The 20,244-nt window shown below is 66.0% G+C and carries 23 protein-coding genes, 2 tRNA genes and 1 other RNA gene; 9 read left to right on the top strand and 17 right to left on the bottom strand.

Features of this window, described 5'->3' with window-relative positions; all coding sequences use genetic code 11:
- Nucleotides 1-22: 22 nt before the first annotated feature.
- A complete protein-coding gene (gap, locus tag CLG96_RS09650; RefSeq protein ID WP_107967708.1) occupies nucleotides 23-1,033 on the bottom strand; it encodes a type I glyceraldehyde-3-phosphate dehydrogenase in 1,011 nt (336 codons plus the stop codon).
- A gap of 11 nt (nucleotides 1,034-1,044) precedes the next feature.
- A complete protein-coding gene (gene tkt / locus CLG96_RS09645; RefSeq protein WP_107967643.1) occupies nucleotides 1,045-3,027 on the bottom strand; it encodes a transketolase in 1,983 nt (660 codons plus the stop codon).
- A 160-nt stretch (nucleotides 3,028-3,187) separates the two neighbouring features.
- Here tkt and CLG96_RS09640 point away from each other — a divergent pair, with 160 nt between their 5' ends.
- From CLG96_RS09640 to CLG96_RS09620, 6 genes are all read left to right on the top strand, one after another.
- Nucleotides 3,188-3,412, top strand: coding sequence for a Rossmann-fold NAD(P)-binding domain-containing protein (locus CLG96_RS09640; RefSeq protein WP_107967642.1), 225 nt, complete (start codon nucleotides 3,188-3,190; stop codon nucleotides 3,410-3,412).
- Nucleotides 3,412-3,738, top strand: a complete 327-nt coding sequence (locus CLG96_RS09635; RefSeq protein ID WP_107967641.1) for a cell division protein ZapA — start codon at nucleotides 3,412-3,414, stop codon at nucleotides 3,736-3,738. Before CLG96_RS09640 ends, CLG96_RS09635 begins: the two co-directional genes overlap by 1 nt.
- 12 nt (nucleotides 3,739-3,750) lie before the next feature.
- Nucleotides 3,751-3,907: non-coding RNA, 6S RNA (ssrS, locus tag CLG96_RS19455), on the top strand.
- A gap of 29 nt (nucleotides 3,908-3,936) precedes the next feature.
- Complete coding sequence (locus CLG96_RS09630) at nucleotides 3,937-4,497, top strand: 5-formyltetrahydrofolate cyclo-ligase (RefSeq protein WP_107967640.1); 561 nt, start codon at nucleotides 3,937-3,939, stop codon at nucleotides 4,495-4,497.
- A complete protein-coding gene (locus CLG96_RS09625) occupies nucleotides 4,494-4,718 on the top strand; it encodes a DUF2842 domain-containing protein (RefSeq protein WP_107967639.1) in 225 nt (74 codons plus the stop codon). The genes CLG96_RS09630 and CLG96_RS09625 overlap by 4 nt, the downstream gene beginning before the upstream one ends.
- Nucleotides 4,719-4,776: 58 nt before the next feature.
- Nucleotides 4,777-5,799 (top strand): GGDEF domain-containing protein, encoded by a 1,023-nt coding sequence (locus CLG96_RS09620; RefSeq protein WP_107967638.1) that lies wholly within the window; start codon nucleotides 4,777-4,779, stop codon nucleotides 5,797-5,799.
- A gap of 57 nt (nucleotides 5,800-5,856) precedes the next feature.
- Here CLG96_RS09620 and CLG96_RS09615 read toward each other — a convergent pair.
- Nucleotides 5,857-5,933, bottom strand: a tRNA-Asp gene (locus CLG96_RS09615).
- A gap of 55 nt (nucleotides 5,934-5,988) precedes the next feature.
- Nucleotides 5,989-7,137 carry an AI-2E family transporter gene (locus tag CLG96_RS09610; RefSeq protein ID WP_243395728.1) on the bottom strand — a complete coding sequence of 383 codons (1,149 nt, stop codon included), beginning with the start codon at nucleotides 7,135-7,137 and terminating at the stop codon, nucleotides 5,989-5,991.
- A gap of 423 nt (nucleotides 7,138-7,560) precedes the next feature.
- Between CLG96_RS09610 and CLG96_RS09605 the strand changes: the two genes are divergently transcribed.
- On the top strand, nucleotides 7,561-8,214 hold the full coding sequence (locus CLG96_RS09605; protein WP_243395721.1) for a cell wall hydrolase: 654 nt from the start codon (nucleotides 7,561-7,563) through the stop codon (nucleotides 8,212-8,214).
- Nucleotides 8,215-8,308: 94 nt separating this feature from the next.
- Here CLG96_RS09605 and CLG96_RS09600 read toward each other — a convergent pair whose 3' ends face one another.
- From CLG96_RS09600 to CLG96_RS09555, 10 genes are all read right to left on the bottom strand, one after another.
- Complete coding sequence (locus CLG96_RS09600) at nucleotides 8,309-8,647, bottom strand: hypothetical protein (protein WP_107967637.1); 339 nt, start codon at nucleotides 8,645-8,647, stop codon at nucleotides 8,309-8,311.
- Nucleotides 8,648-8,659: 12 nt separating this feature from the next.
- The gene (locus CLG96_RS09595) at nucleotides 8,660-10,075 is read right to left on the bottom strand and encodes an MBOAT family O-acyltransferase (protein WP_107967636.1); all 1,416 of its coding nucleotides are present in this window, start codon (nucleotides 10,073-10,075) and stop codon (nucleotides 8,660-8,662) included.
- A gap of 3 nt (nucleotides 10,076-10,078) precedes the next feature.
- On the bottom strand, nucleotides 10,079-11,557 hold the full coding sequence (locus CLG96_RS09590; RefSeq protein ID WP_107967635.1) for an SGNH/GDSL hydrolase family protein: 1,479 nt from the start codon (nucleotides 11,555-11,557) through the stop codon (nucleotides 10,079-10,081).
- Nucleotides 11,554-12,549, bottom strand: a complete 996-nt coding sequence (locus tag CLG96_RS09585) for an SGNH/GDSL hydrolase family protein (protein WP_243395720.1) — start codon at nucleotides 12,547-12,549, stop codon at nucleotides 11,554-11,556. The genes CLG96_RS09590 and CLG96_RS09585 overlap by 4 nt, the downstream gene beginning before the upstream one ends.
- A gap of 135 nt (nucleotides 12,550-12,684) precedes the next feature.
- A complete protein-coding gene (locus CLG96_RS09580) occupies nucleotides 12,685-13,500 on the bottom strand; it encodes a ferredoxin--NADP reductase (protein WP_107967704.1) in 816 nt (271 codons plus the stop codon).
- Nucleotides 13,501-13,680: 180 nt separating this feature from the next.
- Nucleotides 13,681-13,757, bottom strand: a tRNA-Arg gene (locus CLG96_RS09575).
- A gap of 36 nt (nucleotides 13,758-13,793) precedes the next feature.
- Nucleotides 13,794-14,258: a DUF1178 family protein gene (locus CLG96_RS09570; RefSeq protein ID WP_107967634.1), complete on the bottom strand. Its 465-nt coding sequence runs from the start codon at nucleotides 14,256-14,258 to the stop codon at nucleotides 13,794-13,796.
- Nucleotides 14,255-15,085: a carbon-nitrogen hydrolase family protein gene (locus CLG96_RS09565; RefSeq protein ID WP_107967633.1), complete on the bottom strand. Its 831-nt coding sequence runs from the start codon at nucleotides 15,083-15,085 to the stop codon at nucleotides 14,255-14,257. Before CLG96_RS09565 ends, CLG96_RS09570 begins: the two co-directional genes overlap by 4 nt.
- Entirely contained in the window at nucleotides 15,085-15,342 is a 258-nt protein-coding gene (gene grxC / locus CLG96_RS09560; RefSeq protein ID WP_107967703.1) for a glutaredoxin 3, read from the bottom strand. Before grxC ends, CLG96_RS09565 begins: the two co-directional genes overlap by 1 nt.
- A gap of 33 nt (nucleotides 15,343-15,375) precedes the next feature.
- Nucleotides 15,376-16,134, bottom strand: a complete 759-nt coding sequence (locus tag CLG96_RS09555) for a ComF family protein (protein WP_243395719.1) — start codon at nucleotides 16,132-16,134, stop codon at nucleotides 15,376-15,378.
- A 54-nt stretch (nucleotides 16,135-16,188) separates the two neighbouring features.
- Between CLG96_RS09555 and CLG96_RS09550 the strand changes: the two genes are divergently transcribed.
- Nucleotides 16,189-17,055, top strand: coding sequence for a class I SAM-dependent methyltransferase (locus CLG96_RS09550; protein WP_107967632.1), 867 nt, complete (start codon nucleotides 16,189-16,191; stop codon nucleotides 17,053-17,055).
- Here the strand turns inward: CLG96_RS09550 and CLG96_RS09545 are convergent.
- Nucleotides 17,052-17,468: a (deoxy)nucleoside triphosphate pyrophosphohydrolase gene (locus CLG96_RS09545; RefSeq protein ID WP_107967631.1), complete on the bottom strand. Its 417-nt coding sequence runs from the start codon at nucleotides 17,466-17,468 to the stop codon at nucleotides 17,052-17,054. The genes CLG96_RS09550 and CLG96_RS09545 overlap by 4 nt on opposite strands.
- Here CLG96_RS09545 and CLG96_RS09540 point away from each other — a divergent pair.
- Entirely contained in the window at nucleotides 17,455-17,808 is a 354-nt protein-coding gene (locus CLG96_RS09540; protein WP_133175386.1) for a Flp family type IVb pilin, read from the top strand. The two genes, CLG96_RS09545 and CLG96_RS09540, sit on opposite strands and share 14 nt — an antisense overlap.
- Here the strand turns inward: CLG96_RS09540 and CLG96_RS09535 are convergent.
- Nucleotides 17,799-19,244 carry a M48 family metalloprotease gene (locus CLG96_RS09535; protein WP_107967629.1) on the bottom strand — a complete coding sequence of 482 codons (1,446 nt, stop codon included), beginning with the start codon at nucleotides 19,242-19,244 and terminating at the stop codon, nucleotides 17,799-17,801. The two genes, CLG96_RS09540 and CLG96_RS09535, sit on opposite strands and share 10 nt — an antisense overlap.
- A 57-nt stretch (nucleotides 19,245-19,301) precedes the next feature.
- Nucleotides 19,302-20,243, bottom strand: a complete 942-nt coding sequence (locus tag CLG96_RS09530; protein ID WP_107967628.1) for an acetyl-CoA carboxylase carboxyltransferase subunit alpha — start codon at nucleotides 20,241-20,243, stop codon at nucleotides 19,302-19,304.
- Nucleotide 20,244: the final 1 nt, after the last annotated feature.

Below are 20,244 nucleotides of genomic sequence, written 5' to 3'. Positions count from 1 at the left end.
GGGATGGCGGGCACGCCCATGATCAGATGAGCTTCGCGATCGCGCCGGCGGTGTCGACCATCCGGTTCGAGAAGCCCCATTCATTGTCGTACCAGGAAATGACGCGGACGAGCTTGCCTTCCAGCACCGCCGTCTCGAGGCTGTCGACCGTCGAAGACGCCGGATCATGGTTGAAGTCGATCGAGACGAGCGGCTCGTCGGTATAGGCCAGGATGCCGGCCAGCGGACCGCTCTCCGACGCATCCTTCAGCACCTTGTTCACTTCCTCGACCGAAGTGTCGCGCTTCGGCGTGAAGGTCAGGTCGACGAGGCTGACATTCGGGGTAGGCACGCGCACGGCCGAACCGTCCAGCTTGCCCTTGAGCTCGGGCAGCACCTCGCCCACCGCGCGGGCGGCGCCCGTCGTCGTCGGGATGAACGACATGGCGGCGGCACGCGCGCGGCGCTTGTCGCTGTGGATCTGGTCCAGGATCTTCTGGTCGTTGGTGTAGCTGTGGATCGTGGTCATCAGGCCGCGCTCGATGCCGATCGTGTCGTTCAGCACCTTGGCGAGCGGCGCCAGGCAGTTGGTGGTGCAGGACGCGTTGGAGACGACGGTATGTTCGGCGGTCAGCTTGTCATGATTGACGCCGTAGACGACCGTCAGGTCGACGCCCTTGGCCGGGGCCGAAATCAGGACGCGCTTGGCGCCGGCGGCGAGATGCTTGGACGCCGATTCCTTGTCGGTGAAGAAGCCGGTGCATTCCAGCGCGATGTCGATGCCGTTTTCGGCATGCGGCAGATTGGCCGGATCGCGCTCGGCGGTCACCTTGATGCGCTTGCCGTCGACGACAAGATCATTGCCGTCGGCATAGACCTCACCCGGATAGGTGCCGTGAACGCTGTCGCGCTTGAACAGCAGCGCGTTCGACTTTGCGTCCGCAAGGTCGTTGATCGACACCAGCTCGAGACCAGCGTCCGGCCGCGCGAGAATGGCGCGCGCGACAAGCCGTCCGATACGCCCGAAGCCGTTGATCGCAACCTTCACCGCCATGTCCTTCTCCTTCAATTGCCCTTGAGGGCGGCCAGAACCTTCGGCGCGATCTTTTGCGCCGTCAGCCCGAAATGATCGTAGAGCATGGGTGCCGGAGCGGAAGCCCCGAACCCGTCAATGCCGAACCGCAAGCCGTGCGGCGTCGTATAGCGTTCCCAGCCCATCGTCGTCCCCGCCTCGATCGAGACGCGGAGGATCTGGTCCGACGGCACGTCCGGGAGAATCTCGTCGCGATAGGCCCGCGGCTGCGCATCGAAGCGCGACCAGCAGGGCATGGACACCACATCCGCGCCCACGCCTTCGGCCTCCAGCGCATCGGCCACGCCGAGCGCGATCTCCACCTCGGATCCGGATGCGATCAGGATCACCTTGCGCTCCGCCTTCGCCGCACGCAGGCGATAGGCGCCCTTCGCGCTGAGATTTTCATCCGCATTGTCACGTAGCTGCGGCAGATTCTGACGGGACAAGGCAAGCAGCGACGGCCCGTCCTTCTTCTCCAGCGCCAGCGCCCAGCATTCGGCGGTCTCAACCACATCGGCCGGCCGATAGACATCCAGATTGGGCATCACGCGCAGCGACATCAGATGCTCGATCGGCTGATGCGTCGGGCCGTCCTCGCCGAGCCCGATCGAGTCATGCGTCATCACATAGACGACGCGGGCGCGCTGGAGCGCAGACAGGCGGATGGCGGGGCGGCAATAGTCCGAGAAGACCAGGAAGGTGCCGCCATAGGGTATCACACCACCATGCAGCGCCATGCCGTTCATCGCGGCCGCCATGCCGAACTCGCGAATGCCATAATAGATGTAGCGGCCCGAATAATCTTCCGCCGTCAGGGGCTTGAGCGACTTGGTCTTGGTGTTGTTCGATCCCGTCAGGTCGGCCGATCCGCCGATCGTTTCGGGCAGTTGCGCGTTGATTGCCTCGAGCGCGAGTTCGGAGGCGCGACGCGTCGCGACCTTCTGCGGATTGGCGATCAGATCGGCCAGATGCGCGTCGAGCGAGAAGCTCTCCGGCAGATCGCCGACCATCCGCCGCTCGAACTCGGCGCGATGCGGCGATGCGGCGAGCCGCGCCTCCCATGCCTCGCGCACCGCCTTGCCGCGCACGCCGGCCTTGCCCCAGCCCTCGACCACCTCCTGCGGCAGATCGAACGCCTCGTTCATCCAATTGAGCACCTGGCGGGTCGCCGCCACCTCGTCATGGCCCAGCGGCGATCCGTGCGTCGCCGAGGTGCCCTGTTTGTTGGGCGCACCGAAGCCGATGATGGTCTTGCAAGCGACGATCGAGGGGCGCGGATCGGCCTGGGCCTCCTCCAGCGCGCGGGCGATGTCGGCGGGGTCGTGGCCGTCGCAGGAGAGGGTCTGCCAGCCGGACGCGGCATAGCGGGCGAGCACGTCCTCGCTGGTCGAAAGCGAGGTCGGCCCGTCGATGGTGATGCGGTTGTCGTCCCACAGCACGATCAGCCGGCCGAGCTTCAGATGACCGGCAAGACCGACCGCCTCATGGTTGACGCCTTCCATCAGGCAACCGTCCCCGGCGATTACCCACGTACGATGATCCACCAGATCATCACCGAACTCCGCGTTCAGATGCCGTTCCGCGATCGCCATGCCGACCGCGGTGGCAAGGCCCGAACCCAGCGGCCCGGTGGTCGCCTCGATCCCGGCGAGCTCGAAATTCTCCGGATGGCCGGCGCAGGGGCTGCCGAGCTGGCGAAAATTGCGGATGTCCTCGATCGTCGGCCGCTCATATCCGGTCAGGTGGAGCAGCGCATAGATCAGCATCGATCCATGCCCGGCGGACAGGACGAAACGATCGCGATCGGCCCATTTCGGGGCCTTGGGATCATATTTCAGATAATGCGCGAAAAGCTGGGTCGCGACATCGGCCATGCCCATGGGCATGCCGGGGTGGCCGGAATTGGCGGCCTGCACGGCATCCATCGAAAGCGCCCGGACGGCGTTCGCGAGGAGGTTCGGAGCGACGGACATCAGGGAGCCTTGAAAAAACGGACAGAACAGCCCCGGTCGAGTCGAATGACCCGCCGGCGAGCGCCCATTTGTCGTGGCGGAGCCGCAGCGTCAACCGCCCGCTGGCCGATGGCAGGCTCCGAAGGGGGCGCCATATGTTGCGGCACTATCGATCCATGCTATGCCTTTGGCGATGATCGACGATCCCGTAGCCGATGCGTTTCAGCGGCTCGAAAATGCCCTTACGCGGCTGGAAAGCTATGCCTCGACAGTTCCGGCTCCACCCCCGAGCAGGCTGGCCGAATCCTATGCGCTGCTCGAGGAACGACACAAGCTGCTGCAGGAGCATGTGCAGGAAACGATCGAGCGGCTGGATCGACTGATCGGATCGGAAGGGCAAAGCTGATGGCGCAAGTCGATCTGCGCGTCGCCGGACGTCATTACGAACTATCCTGTCGCGACGGGGAGGAAGCCCGCCTGCGCGAACTGGCGCGGATCGTCGATGCGAAGGCGGTCGAGGCCGCACGGGCGCTCGGCGGGGTGAATGAGGCACGCCAATTGCTGCTTGCAGCATTGCTGCTGGCCGACGAACTCAGCGAACTGCGCAGCGCGGCCGCCAACCCGCCCGCCGGCGCCTATAGCGATCATGACGTCGCCGATCTGATCGACCGACTGGCGGAACGTCTCGAAACGCTCGCCGACGGGCTTGAGGGACGCGCGACGACATCCTAGATGGGTAGGCGGCGGGCACTGCCCGGTACGAGCCGATGAGAACATCCCTGAGGCGATTCACAATCCATGGGAGCTGTCCCTGAGCGGATCCAGGTCTGCATTACACGGCGCCCACCTGACGTTGTTGGCGTCAGAGGATATTCCGGCAAACGGCCATGGCGGTCCCGCCACCCGCGCGCGTAACGCGCCGCTTCGACCATGAACAAGTCCGAGCTGAGAACCCTCCTGCGATCGCGGCGCGCGGCGCATGTCCGCATGCTCGGCGAGGCAGGCGATCTCGATCTGGCCCGGCATCATATTGCGGGCCGCATCATGGCGCGGCTCGACGGAGCGACCATCCTTTCCGCCTATCTTTCCGATGGCGCCGAAGTGGATGCGCTGCCAACGCTCGAAGCCGCCGCCGCGCAGGGGCTCGAAACCGCCCTGCCCCATGTCACGCGGCGGACCGAGCCGATGCGCTTCCTGCGCTGGCGGCCGGGCGATGCGCTGGTCGAGGGGCCATTCGGCCTGCGCCAGCCGCGCGACGATGCGCCCGAACTGCTGCCCGACCTGATCCTGACGCCGCTCCTCGGCTTCGACCGAACGCTCGCGCGCCTGGGCCAGGGGGCTGGCTTCTATGATCGCGCCTTCGCATCGCTTCCCGCCGCGCGGCGCATCGGCCTCGCCTGGTCGGTGCAGGAAATGCCGGCGCTGCCCTGCGATCCCTGGGACATTCCGCTGCACGCGATCGTCACCGAGAAGGAATGGATAGGGCAATGAGCGGCACGCCGTCACAGCCGAGCTGGCGCAAGCCCGTGGGCATGCTGATGATCCTGGCGCTGATTGCCGTCTGGGCCGCGATCGTGCTGCTCCTGTCGCCCTGGATCGAGCGGCTGCCGGTGCTTGTCCAGGCACCCGTCTATCTCGTTGCCGGCATCGTCTGGATCCTGCCGCTCAAGCCACTGCTGCGCTGGATGGAACTGGGGCGCTGGCGCGAATAGGTCCATCTTGGCAAGGAAGCGCTTTCCTTCGTCACATTGATGAGGGAAACATCCGTCCATGATCGAACCTCTGCCCGCCGCGCATGACTGGCGGCTTCTCTACGAACGCATCGGTACGATGCTGTTCGAGAATGGCCTTGAGCCCACGCCGGCCAATTATTCGCTCGCCCATCGCTATCAGGCGGCCGAGGACAGCAGCTTCAACCATCTGGTCGACCGGGCGATCGAGGCGGCCGGCGGTCTTACCGCCGTCGCCGCGGCCGCCATCATCGCGCAACGTAGCGTGGAATTGTCGGCGAGCGATCTCGCGCGAATCATCGCCGATGCACAGGACAGGTTGATGCAGGTGAGCAGCCTGATCGAGCGATCGGACGCCGATGTGCGCGCCTATGGCGCCGCACTGGAGGATAATGCCGCCACTCTCGAAGCCGGCACGCCCCCCGAACAGGCGGTCGCCACGCTGATTGCGCTCACCCGATCCATGATCGCCAAGACCCGAACGGTGGAAGAGCATCTGCGCCGCACCGGGGACGAAATATGTGAGCTCAGGGAAAGCCTGGCCGAAGCGCAGGACCGCGCCAGTCGCGACCCGCTCACCGGCCTGCCCAATCGCCGTGCGCTCGATGCGCGGCTGATGGCGGCGACGGAGGCGGCGCAACGTTCGGAGCACCCCTTCACCATCTGCATCTGCGACATCGATCATTTCAAATCGTTCAACGACACTTACGGTCATCAGATCGGCGACGAGGTGATCAAATTCGTCGCCTCCGCGCTTGCCCGCGATGGCGACGGCCGGCTGTTCGCAGCGCGTTATGGCGGCGAAGAATTTGTCCTGCTGTTCGAAGGGGTGGACGCGATCACGGCCGGCGCCGAGATCGATCGCATCCGCACCGCGCTCGCCGCACGCGAGCTCAAGATCACGGCGACGGGACAGGCTTTGGGCCGGCTGACCTTTTCGGCCGGCATCGCCGGCCTCGGCCCGGACGAAAGCGCTTCTGCCGTGCTGCAGCGCGCCGATCAGGCGCTCTATGCGGCCAAGCGCGCCGGCCGGAACCGCGTGCACATCGCCCGGGCGATCTGAGCTCGCTAATTATTTTTCCAGCGATTTCAGCGTGAAGCGCCATCTCCATGGAAGGAGTGGCGCGAGTGACGGGGCTCGAACCCGCGACCTCCGGCGTGACAGGCCGGCGCTCTAACCAACTGAGCTACACCCGCTTGGGACGTTGTGGAGGCGGGCTCTAGTGGAGCGTCGGAGGGGTGTCAACAGCCTTCATCCCAATGATGCATCAGAAGTTGAATCCTCCGCATGAACCGATGTCAGCGTCCCTTCCTCGAACAGGAATCCGGCTATGTCCGGCTTGCCCGCGGCAACCAGCACCGTTTTCATGATGATGAGCAGCGGCACGGCGAGCAGCGCGCCCGTAGCGCCCCACACCCATCCCCAGAAGCTCAGCGCCACGAGAATCAACAGCGGACTGATCGTCAGCCGCCGGCCGATCATCGTCGGCGTCACGACATTCGCCTCGAACAGGTGGACGCCCACGAAGAACAGGGCCGGCGTCATGGCATACCAGGGATCGGTGAAGGTCATCAGCCCGCCGAGCCCCAGCAGCAGCGCCGCCGCCACGGGCCCCAGATAGGGCACATAATTCATGATCGCGACGATCCCGCCCCACATCAGCGGCGTCGGCACACCAAGGAACCACATACCGATCGCCACGATCGCGCCGAGACAGCAATTTATCAGTGTGATCGTCAGCAGATAGGCCGATGTCGCGTCGACCATGTCCTGAATCACGCGCGCGGTGACCATGGCGCTGGAGAAGGTGCCCCGGCTGGTGATGGTGCGCCGCCGCATCCTCGTCCAGCCGGAAAGGAAGAAATAGACCACCAGAATGGCGAAGATAAGCTGGATGATCGCATGCGGCGCCGATGTCGCGATGATGTCGAGCAGCGAATTGGGCGTCTCGATCGTCACGATGCGCGAGGCAGACCCGGGCGATCGTGACAGCGTCTTGATCGTATCGTTGATGAAGCGTTCCAGGCTCGAATAAATCTCGATCAGCGGGGAAAGATTGGTCTGGATGCGGCTGATCCGCTGGGGCAGCAGCGCGAACCAGTCCGCAGCGGGCACGATGATCGCCGCCACCGCCACATTGGCGACCGTCAGGAACAGGGCGATGCAGATAAGGGCCGCCAGCCGTGAAGGCACGCGCCGCCGCTCGAGCCATTCCAGAAGCGGCACGAGCGCGACCGCAATCACCAGTGCGGCCGTGACAGGCAGGAAGAATTCGGCGCCCGCCCTGAGCGCGAAAGGCGCCGCCAGCGCCAGCCCCATGCCGCCCATCAGCGCCAGCGCGGCGAGCAGCCGATCGCGACGCAGCACTTCGAAAGCGCCGGCCAGCCGTTCCTGCTCCATCCGCTCGAAATCGTTCACGCCTACCCCCAAGCACCGAGAATCGCTCATGCTGAAAAGGCTACGAATCGCCTTGCCGAGCGAATCCATTACGACCGAACCATGCTTTGGCGGACAAAAATTGCGAAGCCTTTGACTGGCCGGGAATCCGCCCATTTTCCCAAATATTTCGGGCGCGGAATAGCGATTGCGCTACGTTTGGGCCGGAATGATGGTTCCCAGGCCCGGCTCGGATCAACTCATTACGACAACGATTCGTCGTCCGCTATTTGACTTGATGCGCCGCAAAATAGAGTAGGATGCTCAATTCGGTCGTGCGGGGAACCATCAGAATCGCCTGACGCGGCAAGTCGTAGAGCCTCCAGCGCGCCCTCAGTTTGGGTTTCGGGCGCGGGAAGAGGCTTCGCGCATAGGATGGAGCCTTGAGTGAACCCCACGCAGCGCAGCAACCGCTTGCCGCTTGCCAGCCTTGCGATCCTGGCCGGCGCCGTCGCGATCCCCGCGACCATCGGATTCGCGGCCGAGACGACCAACGTCTCGCCGACCACGTCCGCCACATCGCCGGTTCTCGCTTATGATATCGCAGACACCGCTCCCCTCGATTTCTCTCCGGCCGCCGCCAAGCAGGCCATGATCGAGGGCGAAGGCGCCAAGATCATTCAGGCCGATCAGGCTGCCCAGACCGCGCCCCAGACGAAGCTCGCCGCCGCAAAGGCCGATGCGGAGCTCGAATGCATGGCCAAGGTCGTCCATCATGAAGCCGCCAACCAGTCCCGCGAGGGCCAGCTCGCCGTGGCGCAGCTTATGATGAATCGCCTGGAATCGGGCCGTTTCGCCGACACCATCTGCGGCGTCGCTCATCAGCCCGGCCAGTTCTTCAACACCAGGGCCTATAATCCGCGCCGCGACACCGCGCTTTGGCGGACGGCCCTCGAGGTCTCGCGCGAGGCGATGACCGGCCAGGCCGATCATGTCGTTCCGGGCGCCTTTTACTATCATGCCGCCTATCAGAAGGCGACGGCCTTCTTCCGCACCCGTCAGCGCATCGTGACGCTGGGCGATCATATCTTCTATCGCTGAGGCGAGACGCTCCAATCCGATTGCCATCCCCGTGAAAGCGGCTGACCGGCTCCGGTAACGGGTCCGGATTTCCGCTTTTCACGCGGATGGCATTTTATTGCGCGTCTGTCTCGTCACCAAACCGCGCGGCCTGGGCCTTCTTCCATAACCCATGCAGCGTGGCGCGGGGCGCGCCCAGCCCGATCCGGTCGGTGATCGCCACCCATTCCTCCGCCGCCGCCGCGAAACGCGCCTGAGCGGGGCTGGGCGTCAAATCGTTCGCCCAGTCGCGGATCGACACTGCATTGGTCATCAGCAGGAACAAGGCGGCGACTGCGATCGTCACGCTCGTCCAACGCAGCGGATGCGCGTCGACTGCCTCCCCGACCGGCAGATCGACGGGAGAAAGCGTTTCGTCCGCGGCGCTGAGCGCAATCTGATCGGCGGGTGCCATAGGCGCTGTTCCCTAGAATTGATAATAGATGAAGGGCGCGACCCCTTCGAAGCGCATCGCATCCACGATCAGGATCGTCGCCCCCACCAGCAGGCCCAGCGCCGGCGCGGACATGTTGCGCAGCCGGACCGCGATTCCCTGGGCAAGATGGTGCGGCGTGAAATGGATCGCCATGCCGAACAGGATCAGCGCCAGCGCAAGCGGCGTCGTCACCGCGCTTGCGGCGTCGCTGCCCGCCATGCCCCTGATGTAGAAGATGGCGCCGTCGAACGTCTCCGCGCGGAAGAATATCCAGCCCAGCAGCACGATATGGAAAGTGATCAATATGCCCAGCCAGCGCGGCACCGTCGGCCAGCCCGCCGGGCGGAAGCGCGCCCAGATGCGCTCGAGCATCAGCACGCTGCCATGCAGCCCGCCCCAGATCAGAAAGGTCCATTTGGCGCCGTGCCAGAAGCCGCCGATCAGCATCGTCATCAGCAGATTGGCGCATTGCCGCATGAAACCCCGACGGCTGCCGCCGAGCGAGATGTAGAGATAGTCGCGCAGCCAGCTCGACAGGCTGATATGCCAGCGCCGCCAGAAATCCTGCAGCGAGGCGGCGCGATAGGGCTGGTTGAAATTATGCGGGAAATGATAGCCGAGCAGCGCCGCAAGCCCGATCGCCATGTCGCTATAGGCCGAAAAGTCGCAGTAAATCTGTATCGCATAGCCATAGGCCGCAACGATTAGATCCATCTGTGAATGGGCCGAGGGATCGAAAAAGACCGGATCGACCAGCCCGACCGACAGTTCGGATGCGATCACCGCCTTCTTGAACAGGCCCCAGACGATCAGCAGCAGTCCCATCGCCACCATCCCCCGATCGAGCCGGGGCGTCTCGCGGAACTGGGGAATGAGGTCGGACGCGCGAACGATCGGCCCCGCCACGAGATGCGGGAAGAAGGACATGAGCAGCGTGATGTCGAGCAGCGGCGCTGCCGGAACACGCTTCTTATAGACGTCGATCAGATAGCTCATGCCCTGGAAGGTGAAGAAGGACACGCCGACCGGCAGCACGATCTGCAACAGCGGCATGTCCCGCGCGAAGCCGATCGCGCCAAGCAGCTCACCCGCTTGCTCCAGGAAGAAATCGAAATATTTGAAGAAGCCGAGGATGGCGAGATTGGCGACGACGCCGAGCATCAGCAGCGCCTTGCGCCGTGCGACTTCCTCCTCCTCCGGCATGCCGGCGATCAGCCCCGCCAAGCCCCAGTTGATGATGGCGGATGCGATGAGCAGCGCCACGAAGCGCCAGTCCCAGGCACCGTAGAAGATCCAGCTCGCCAGCAGCAGCAGGATCTTGCGCCATTCATTGCTGCCGCGCACCGCCCAGGTGACGGAATAGACGGCGAGGAAGAACAGGCCGAAGGTGAGCGTGGGAAAGAGCATGGGTCAGCGCGTCTGGGCAGCGGCGCGATCGAGATCGGCCTGGAGCCGCGATCCGATCTCCCTGCCCCCGGCCGAATTGAAATGGACATAGTCGCCCCGCATCAGCGCCGGCGTGCCCTTCACCCACTGGACGGCGGAGCAGCGACCGCCCATCCGCGCCTCCCAGTCCCAGAAGGCGAGGTTGAGCGACGCCGCCACCCGGCGCTGCACGTCGCGCGCGGCCTTTAACCCGGCGGGCGGGAAGATCGGCCCCCGCGATACGGGCGCAGGAGCGGGCGTGAGGACAGGCGCCGGCGGGGCGATGACCGGCAATGGCGCCGGCGGCGCCTCGGGCTCGATCGTCACCTCTCCGGCCAGGCCGAGCTCGGCCATCATCGCGGCGATGCCATTGGGATTCTCCACGGGCGGCCGCGGTGTCGCCACGACGGACGCGACCGCCGCCACGGGAGGCGGCGAAGGCGGAGGTGCAGCTACGGCAAGCGGTCGAGGCGAAGGCGCCGGCCGGGGTTCGACACAGGCCGCCGGGATCGGGCCGGGTGCGTTGTTGCGCATCTCGGGCCTGCGGCTGCTCGCATCGGGCGCGCCCAGCAGCAATATCGGCACATCCCCCGCTAGCCGGCGGATGCGGCCGATCTGGGTGCGCAGCACAATCTCATATTCAAAGGGCGAGAAGTGCGGCGAAAAGCCTTCATTGGTGCCGAAGGCGATGACGATCAGGTCGGGATCATAGGCGCGCAGCTCCTCCGCCAGCACGGCATCGTCGGTGCGCGAGAAATGGACGAGCTGCGATCCGACCACGCCGAGATTGGACAGGGCAACGCCGCCCGCGTCGCGGAAGCTCGCCACCGAGGTGATGGTGACAGGCCCGCCTTCGGCTATGATCTGGGCCTCGGTCGCAGACTGGCTCGATCGGATCGTCCTGCATTCCGGCCGGGTGGTGATCGAGGCGAGCCGCATATGGCTTGTCTCGTTGCCGACACGGATCGAGAGCGTTCCCGCATTCCGCTGCGCCACCGCGCAGACGACGAAGCGATCGAAGCGCTGCGCCGGATCCGCAACCAGCCCGATCTTGGCCCCTTCCGCCGTCGATGTCAGGCTGAAGCCGGACAGGCCGAGCGGCGGGCGCGGCGTGCCGGAGCCGTTGCCGAAGGTCGCCGAAACTTTCCAGCCGGCGGACATGGACGCCTGCACGCCGCGCGTGAGAAAGCCGTCATAGGGCCTGCCCGGCGGCAGCACGCCGCGCCCGCCCCCGCCATAGCGCGCCTGCAACAGATCGCGCCACGCGCCCGTGATCGCGTCACCGGCGGTATGGCTGTCGCCGATCTGCAGGATATGGACCGGCTTGCCGCGTCTTGCCGCAGGATTGGCCTGTGTCGCGAGCTTTTCGAAATAGGGATCGAGCGTGCGCGCATTGCACAGCGCCTCGTCGCAATATCCCGGCGTGGCGGCTGCAGCGGCAGCCGCAGCGAGCATGGCGATCATGAGGTGCTGGAAACCTTCTGGGCGGTTTCCAACGTCGGCGCGGCGGGTGTCGCCGCCAATTGCCGCGCCTGATCGACATAGGCGCGTATCTGTCCGGCAAGGCCCTTGCTGATCCGCACATAGCCGTTCATCGACATATGGATGCCGTCATTGGCGCGCAGCAGCTTCTGCGCCCCCGTCCCCTCGTCGGTCATATAGGCCGAATAGCGGCCCTCCGCGTCCACCGTCATCGGCCGCACATCGATGAAGGGCACGCCCAGCCGTCGCATGCGATCGGCATAGAAGGCGTTCATTCCGGTGATGTCCGCGTCGAACTTGGCATCGCGCATCTTGGGCAGGCCCACCCAATAGACCATCGCACCATGCCGCCGGAGCATCGCCACATAGGAATCGATCCGCGCGCCGATAATCTCCTGCCAGGCGGGGCTCAGCAATGCGCCATATCTGCCATCGGCATAGACGCCCTGAGCGTCGTTCGCGCCGAAGGAGATCACCGCTACATCGACCGGATCATTCCCCAGGCGCCCGGCATCATGCGCCTCCAGATTGAGCCGCTTGTAACGGGTGAAGCCGGTCGATTGCTGGCTGAACTTCACCACATCATAGCGTTCGCTGCGCGGGAGCAGGCGATAGAGAGCGGACCAGACGCCATCGCCGAAACTGTCGCCGAACACGCCCACCCGAATCGAGCGCCCTTCCCTGACGGTCGCGAGGATCTGCTCGCCGGGCGGTGGATTGGGCGCGAGCGGAGTCGGCTCGGCCGCCGCCATGGCGGGCGGAGGGGGCGCGGAGGGCTGCGTTCCGTTCGCGACATCGCCGGGCGTGGTCGGCTTCGTCGCAGGCGCGGACGGCGCAGCATCCGATTGCAGCACGACGACGTCGCGCTCGGGCTCCCCGCCCTTCGCGAAAGAATATCCGATCGCGGCCCCGGCCGCGACGCCCAGGAAGAGCACCGCGGTGCGATCCGCCAGAGCCTGCAGCGTCTTCATCATTCCCCCGTGCCCATCGATCCCACGCCCGGCAAGGCTGGGACCGGCCGCCTGTCGGCGGGCTGAACGAAAGGGCACCATAGGGCGAGATTATGCGCCCGATCCACCCCCGTCAGACGAATGGCAGAGGAAGAACGATCAGCCGACGAAGGCGCGCTCGATCACATATTCGCCGGGCTTGGCGTTCGACCCTTCGGTGAAGCCGAGCTTGTCGAGCATCTCGGCCGTTTCCTTGATCATCGCCATGCTGCCGCACAGCATCAGCCGGTCATGCTCCGGATCGAAGCGATGCGGCTCGGCGACACGGCCGGCGAAGAGCGTGCCATCCTCCATCAGCTTCTCGATACGGCCGGTGGTGCGGAAGGGCTCGCGCGTCACGGTCGGGATATAGGTGAGCTGCGCCTTGGCCTGCTCGTCGACCAGCGGATCGCCGTCGAGCAGGCTTTCCAGCTCCTCGCGATAGGCAAGATCGCTCACCCGGCGGACGCTGTGCACCACCACCACCTGCTCGAAGCAGTCATAGATATCCGGATCGCGGATGATGCTGATGAAGGGCGCAAGGCCCGTGCCCGTGGAAAGCAGGAACAGGCGGCGGCCCGGAAGCAGCGCATCGGCCACCAGCGTTCCGGTCGGCTTGCGGCCGAGATAGATGTCGTCGCCCGGCTGGATCTTCTGCAGGCGCGAGGTCAGCGGACCGTCCGGCACCTTGATCGACAGAAATTCCAGCTCCTCGGCATAGGCCGGGCTGGCGATCGAATAAGCGCGCAGCAGCGGCTTCTTCTCGCCCTGCAGGCCGATCATCACAAATTCGCCGGAACGGAAGCGGAAGCTCGCCGGGCGCGTGATGGTAAAGCTGAACAGATGCTCGTTCCAGTGACGAACCGACAGGACCTTCTCCACCGACAGGCTGGCCGAAGGCTCGAGCCCGGCGACAGGGTTGGCAGCATCAGTCATCAAAATAGCCTCGATCTGTTGGAAAATGGGCATGGCGACCCCTGCGGCGGACGCCATAAATAGAGCGCCGCGCTTGCGCAACCGGCGGCGGCGGCGGAAACGGCCCTTCGCCGCCTAGAAAAACATGCCCTGCCTAAATCGGGCGTTTCCCCCCAGCCGGGGCGAATAGCATCCGCAAGATGGTGCCCCGAGAGAGACTCGAACTCCCGACCTGCGGTTTAGGAAACCGTTGCTCTGTCCTGCTGAGCTATCGGGGCACGGAGATGGTCGTTAGGCGGGCCTATGGCTCCAAGTCAATTGTCCAGCCGGGTCGGGCGTACCGGAAGCGGCAGCGGCGCCACGGAGATTCCCTCGTCGATCAGCGCCCTGGCCTCGTCCGCCGTCGCCTCGCCATGGATAGAGCGCTGCTCACTTTCGCCGAGATGGATCGCGCGCACCTCCTCGGCGAAGCGGCGGCCGACATGCTCCGATCCTTCCAGCATCTTTTCCTGCACCTTGGCGAGCGCGGAGAGCATGGCCTTCACCATCTCCGGCGACGGCGCCTCATTGCTCATCGCCACCGGCCCGCCGCTGACCGGCCCGCTATTGCCCTTGGGCGCGACGTTGGGCGCCATCACCGCCTTCGACACCTCGCCCGCTCCGCAGATGGGACAGGAGACGAGCCCGCGCGCGCGCTGCGCCTCATAATCCTCGCTCGATCCGAACCATGCCTCGAAGATATGGCCGGCCTTGCCGCATAGCAGATCGAACACGATCACAGGGCGATCTCCGGCGTGCCGATCGGCCGGCGGTGGGCGAGCGCCGGGATACGCGCGCGCACATCCGCCAGCCGGGCCGCGTCCAGCTCGACAAGGGCGACGCCGCCTTCCTCGCCCATGTCGAGCAGCACCTCGCCCCAGGGATCGATCGCGAGCGAATGGCCGAAAGTGGCGCGCCCATCCTCATGCTCTCCGCCCTGCGCGGCCGCGATCACGAAGGCACCCGCCTCGATCGCCCGCGCGCGCAGCAGCACATGCCAGTGCGCGCGGCCGGTGGGCACGGTGAAGGCGGCCGGAACCGCGAGGATGGTTGCACCGGCATCGCTCAGCGCGCGATAGAGATCCGGAAAGCGCAGATCATAGCAGACGGACAGGCCAAGCCGCCCCCATGGCGTCTCGGCCAGGATAACGCGCTCGCCCGGCGCATAGGCAGCCGATTCGCGCCAGCTCTCGCCACTCGGCAGATCGACGTCGAACAGATGGATCTTGTCATAGCGCGCCCGGATCGCGCCCGTGCCGTCGATCACGAAACCGCGATTGGCGAGCCGCCCATCCTCGCGGCCCGGCTTGATGGCGAGCGAGCCGAGATGGATCCAGAGGCCCGTCCGGGCCGCCGCCTCACGCACCGCCGCGAGCACCGGATCCTCCGCCTCCTCGCGCAGATTCGCGGCCGCACGCCGCCGGTCGCGATCGAGCAGGCCGCTCATTTCGGGGGTGAAAAGCATGTCAGCGCCGTCCGAGCACGCCCGATCGACCGCGGCGACCAGCGCGCGGGCATTATCGGCGGGATCGATCCCCGTCCTGCTCTGGAACAGCGCCGCGCGCATCACGCCGCCAGCAGCGGGTCAAGCTTGCCCGCGCGCTCGAGCGCCGCCAGATCATCCGAACCGCCAACATGGAAATCGTCGATGAAGATCTGCGGCACGGTATGGCGGCCATTGGCGCGATCGAGCATCTCGGCGCGCTTGGGGCCGCCCATGGTGATGTCATATTCCTCGAAATCGACACCCTTTTCGCCCAGCAGATGCTTGGCCCGGGTGCAATAGGGGCACAGCATCTTGGTGTAGATTTCGACCTTCGCCATCATGTTGCTCCCTTCGCTCACATCAGGGAGTTGTTATCGCGGGTCCGGAAAGTCAACGTCATCGACGCGGCCGCGCACGACGCGTGCCCAGCAGAGCAGCCGCACCTGGCTCGCCCCGGCGCGCCTGAGCGCCTTCGCACAGGCATTTGCGGTGGCACCGGTGGTATAGACATCGTCGATCAGCAGCACCGCCCTGCCCTTCACCAGCTCCTTCCAGCGCGGGGAAAGAATGAAGGCGCCCCGTACGGCCTTGACCCGTGCCGCGGGGCCCAGCCCGCGCAGGACCGGCGTGGCCTTGCGGCGCTCCAGCAGATCCAGCGCCAGCGTGCCGCCCGTGCGACGCACGAGCGCGCGGGCGATCAATGCGGACTGGTTATAGCCGCGCCGCCAGATGCGCCAGCGATGGAGCGGCACAGGCGCCACCAACATGTCCGCCGCGCCGCTCGCATGCCGCTCAAGCTGCCGCGCGATCGTTTCGGCCAGCCCCGGGCGACCGCCATATTTCAGCCTGAGCGCCACCCGCCGGGCTATCTCGCCATAGGCCACCGCCGCCGCCATCGCATCATAGGCCGGCGGATCGGCAAGGCAGGCGCCGCAGCGCGCCTCGGGGCCGGCATCCTGCTCGAACGGCTCGGCGCAGGCAGCGCAGGCCGGCGGCCCCAGAAAATCGAGCTTCGACCAGCAGGCGAGGCAGAAATGATGATCGTCCGCCGTCACTACACCGCACCCCGGGCAGCGTGGCGGCAGCGCGAAGGCGATGAGCTGCGCGCCCGCCATGGCCAGTCTGTCCATCACCCCCATGATCGGGCTTGTCCCGCGCGCGGCCGCGAGGCACAAGCCCCGCCGATGACGGCAGACGCGGAAATCTTCGACAGGGGCCTCCGCCGCTTGCGCCGCGACCGTGCTGCGCCGGATTTCGCCGATCATGCCTTCCTGCTCGATCATCTCATCGACGAGCTGATGCACCGGCTCGATTCGGTGACGCGGACCTTTTCAAAGGCGCTGGTGCTGGGCTGTTTCGACGGGCGGCTGGCGGAGGCGCTGCGCGCCCGGGGCCTTTCGGTCGTCTCCGCCGATGCCGGCTGGCGCTTCGCTCATGAGGCGGGCGGCGTCCAGTGCGACGAGGATCGCCTTCCCTTCGCGGATGGAAGCTTCGATCTGGTCGTTTCGGCGGGCGTGCTCGACAGCGTCAACGATCTGCCCGGGGCGCTTACGCTCATCCGCCGCATCCTCAAGCCCGATGGCCTGTTCCTCGGCGGCTTCGTCGGCGCGGGCAGCCTGCCCCGGTTGCGCACCGCGACCCTGGCGGCGGACAGCGTCGCGGGCGGGGGCGTCGCGGCGCGCATCCATCCGCAGATCGATATTCGCGCGGCAGGCGACCTTCTCTCTCGCGCGGGCTTCGCGCTGCCGGTGGCGGATGGCGACCGGCTCGATGTGGGCTATGCAAATCCCTTTCGCCTGATCGCCGATCTTCGCGGCATGGCCGGCGGCAATCTGCTCAGAGGCGAAAGACCGGCCTTCGGCCGGGCGGGCGTGGCGGCGCTCGCCGAAAGCTTCGCCGATGCCGCCGATCCGGACGGCCGCACGCGCGAACGATTCGAGCTGGTCTATCTCATCGGCTGGGCGCCCGCGCCGGATCAGCCGCGCCCGGCACGGCGTGGATCGGCCGTCCGCTCGCTCGCGGACGCGCTGAAACCGCCATCCGCCTCCTAAAGCAGCGTATCGAGCAGGCCGATCAGCGGCCGATCGGCCGGCGGCATGGGCAGATTGTGCAGCTCCAGCGGACGGACCCAGCGCAGCGTGCCGCCTTCCATCGGTTGGGCGATCCCCTGCCATTTGCGACAGATATAGAGGAGCAGGAGCAGGTGTTTCTGGCCCAGCGCCTCGCTGGCGAAGGCGGCGGGCGCCAGGCAGGCGACCTGCGTATCGATCCCGAGCTCCTCGCGCAGTTCGCGGATCAGCGCCGCTTCGGGCGTCTCGCCCGGCTCGATCTTGCCTCCGGGAAATTCCCATAGCCCGGCCATCGGCTTTCCTTCCGGCCGCTGCTGCACCAGCACGCGGCCGTCCGGATCGACCAGCGCCACCGCGACGACGGGAAAGAGAGAGGCGGATATGTCGATGGTCATCGGTCGTTTCTTGATCCTGTTGCGAGCCGCCCTGCGCTTTACGGGCAAATCGGGCCGCCGCGAAGGATCGTTCCGGCCGCGCCGTCAAAGCTTCGGAAACCGCCCCGGCCTGATGTCCGGATCGCCTTATCGTCAGTTCGGGCCGGATCGATCCGGGAGGCTCCACAGGCAGCGCATCCGCAAGCTGCTCAGGGATTTCAGTGGCTCCACCATATTCAAATATGGCCCGATCGCCACGCTCATCGCGATCTTCGCCATCAGCGTCCTACAAAGCCTGGAAAGCAAGCGCAGCCTCGCCTTCCACGGCATCGCGGCAATCGCTGATCGATCTTATCCGTAGACGATCAGCTTCACCTTCTGCCCCGGCCGCAGCGCCGTGCCCGCGGAAAGGGCATTGAGCGTCAGGAAACGCTCCAGCTTATAATCGCCATAGGCCATGCGCTGGGCGAGGCTGTTCGCCGTATCGCCCGCCTTCACCGTCACGACGTCGATCCGCCGCGCCTTGATCGCGGAAGCCTGGGCATCAGTGAGCCGCGTGAAGGATTGGATCATCGGCGAAAAGGGGCCGAGACCCGCGCCCGCTGGCGTGATCGTCGTGAAATGATAGGCCTTGCCGCCAAGCGCATAGGCAAACACGGTCACATCCAGTTGCTGGCCGGAATTGCCGGCCGCGCGCGCCGAGGCATAGGCCGCGTCGAGGCCATTGATCCGCGTCGCCTGCACCTGGCCGTAATTCACCATGCCGTTCCCACCGCCGGCGAGGCCACGAAACACTCGGTCGATATAGCCGGCCAGATCGGTGGTCGCGGCACCACCCGAAAATTGCGCCTGCCCGCCCGACCCGCTGACCGACACCGCCGTCGTGCCATTGGCCAGCGCATAGCCCGGAGGCGCGGTGAAGCCGAGCTTCAGCGCCGGATGCTGGAATCGCTGCCCGTCCACGATACCCTGCGCGGGATCGTCATCATAAGTGACGCCATCGAGCGCCGTGAGGAAGGTATCGCGGTTGCGCAGCCGCGTGCCGGCGGCGACGCCCGTCTTGGCCGCCTGCGCCTCCGCACGCCGCACGCGGTCGGCGCCATTGGGGTGGGTGCTGGCCCAGGTCGGCAGGCCCCTATCCTCCTGGCCGCGAACGCGCGCCTCCAATGAGGTCTGCGCGTTGAGCGAAGCGAGCATGGAAGCCGAGGCATAGGGATCATAGCCCGCCGTCGTCAGATAGCGGATGCCGAGATCGTCGGCCTCATATTCCTGCTGGCGGGAGAAGCGCAGCGTGACGAGCTGCGCGCCCTGGCCGACGATGCCGGCGATCTGCGAATTGCCCGTCAACACGCCCGCCGCCGCCGCCGCAATCTGCCCGAAGATCGAGGTCCGGTTGCGCTTGGCGGCATGGCGCGCGGCGACATGGCCGACCTCATGACCCAGCACCGAGGCGAGCTCCGCCTCGTCATTCATCAGCGCAAGGAGCTGGCGCGTCACATAGACATAGCCCCCCGGTATGGCGAAGGCGTTGTTCACCGGCGAATTGAGCAGCGTGACGGTGAAATCTTTCTGGGAATTGGACAGGCCGGACTGCACCGCGATCCGTTTACCGACCGACTCGACATAGCGCGCCTGCGGCCCCGGATAGGCGCCCCCAAATTCCTCCAGCAGTTGCGGATGCGCCCTGGCCCCCGCCGCCTTGTCGCTGGCGGAGATGCTGCGCACCGTCTGGGTCACGCCATAGCCGGTGCCGCCAATGGCCAGCGCCGCCGCGCTCAACAGGATCAGGGGTCTCATCGAGGGCAATTCTCCCAAAATTTCCGAAGGAACCGGGAAAAGCCGTTTCGGTTCCTGTCAGCCGATCGCGAGGAACTTGTCCCGCCGCGCCTGGCGCAGCGCATCCGCGCTCATCATGGAGAGCGCATCGACTTCCTCGCCCAGCGCCTTGCCGAGCGCCGCGATGGCGGCATCGCGGTCACGATGCGCGCCGCCCATCGGCTCGGGCACGATGCGATCGACGACGCCGAGCCGCTGCAGATCCTGCGCGGTGATCTTCATCGCCTCGGCGGCATCCGACGCCTTTTCCGCCGTCCGCCACAGGATCGACGAGGCGCCTTCGGGCGAGATCACCGAATAGACGGCATGTTCGAACATCAGCACGCGATTGGCCGCCGCAAGCGCCACCGCGCCGCCCGATCCGCCCTCGCCCACCACCGCGGCGACGAGCGGCACGCCGACCGCAAGGCACTGCTCGGTCGAACGTGCGATCGCCTCGGCCTGGCCGCGTTCCTCCGCCTGGATACCGGGAAATGCGCCCGACGTATCGACCAGCGTGACGATCGGCAGGCCGAAACGGTCGGCAAGCTGCATCAGCCGGATCGCCTTGCGATAGCCTTCAGGCTTGGCCATGCCGAAATTATGCTTGAGGCGGGTCGCGGTATCGTCGCCCTTCTCATGGCCGATCACCATCACGCGGCGGCCGCCGATGCGGCCCAGCCCGCCGATGATCGCGAGATCGTCGGCAAAGGCGCGGTCGCCCGCCAGCGGCACGAAATCCTCGACGAAGCCCGCAATATAATCCTTGAGATGCGGCCGCTCGGGATGGCGCGCGACCTGCGTCTTCTGCCACGGGGTCAGCTTCGCATAAGTGTCGCGCAACAGCTTGTCGGATTTCGCCTCCAGCCGGGCGACCTCCGTGCCGATATCGAGCGAGCCTGCGTCCGCCGTTTCGCGCAGCTCGGCCACCCGGGCCTGCAGGTCCGCGATCGGCTTTTCGAAATCCAGAAATGCCACCATG

Source organism: Sphingomonas oleivorans, assembly GCF_003050615.1.
Lineage (GTDB): Bacteria > Pseudomonadota > Alphaproteobacteria > Sphingomonadales > Sphingomonadaceae > Sphingomonas_H > Sphingomonas_H oleivorans.
Note: the sequence above shows the minus strand (reverse complement) of the source record. Positions and strands in the feature narration are given on the sequence as shown.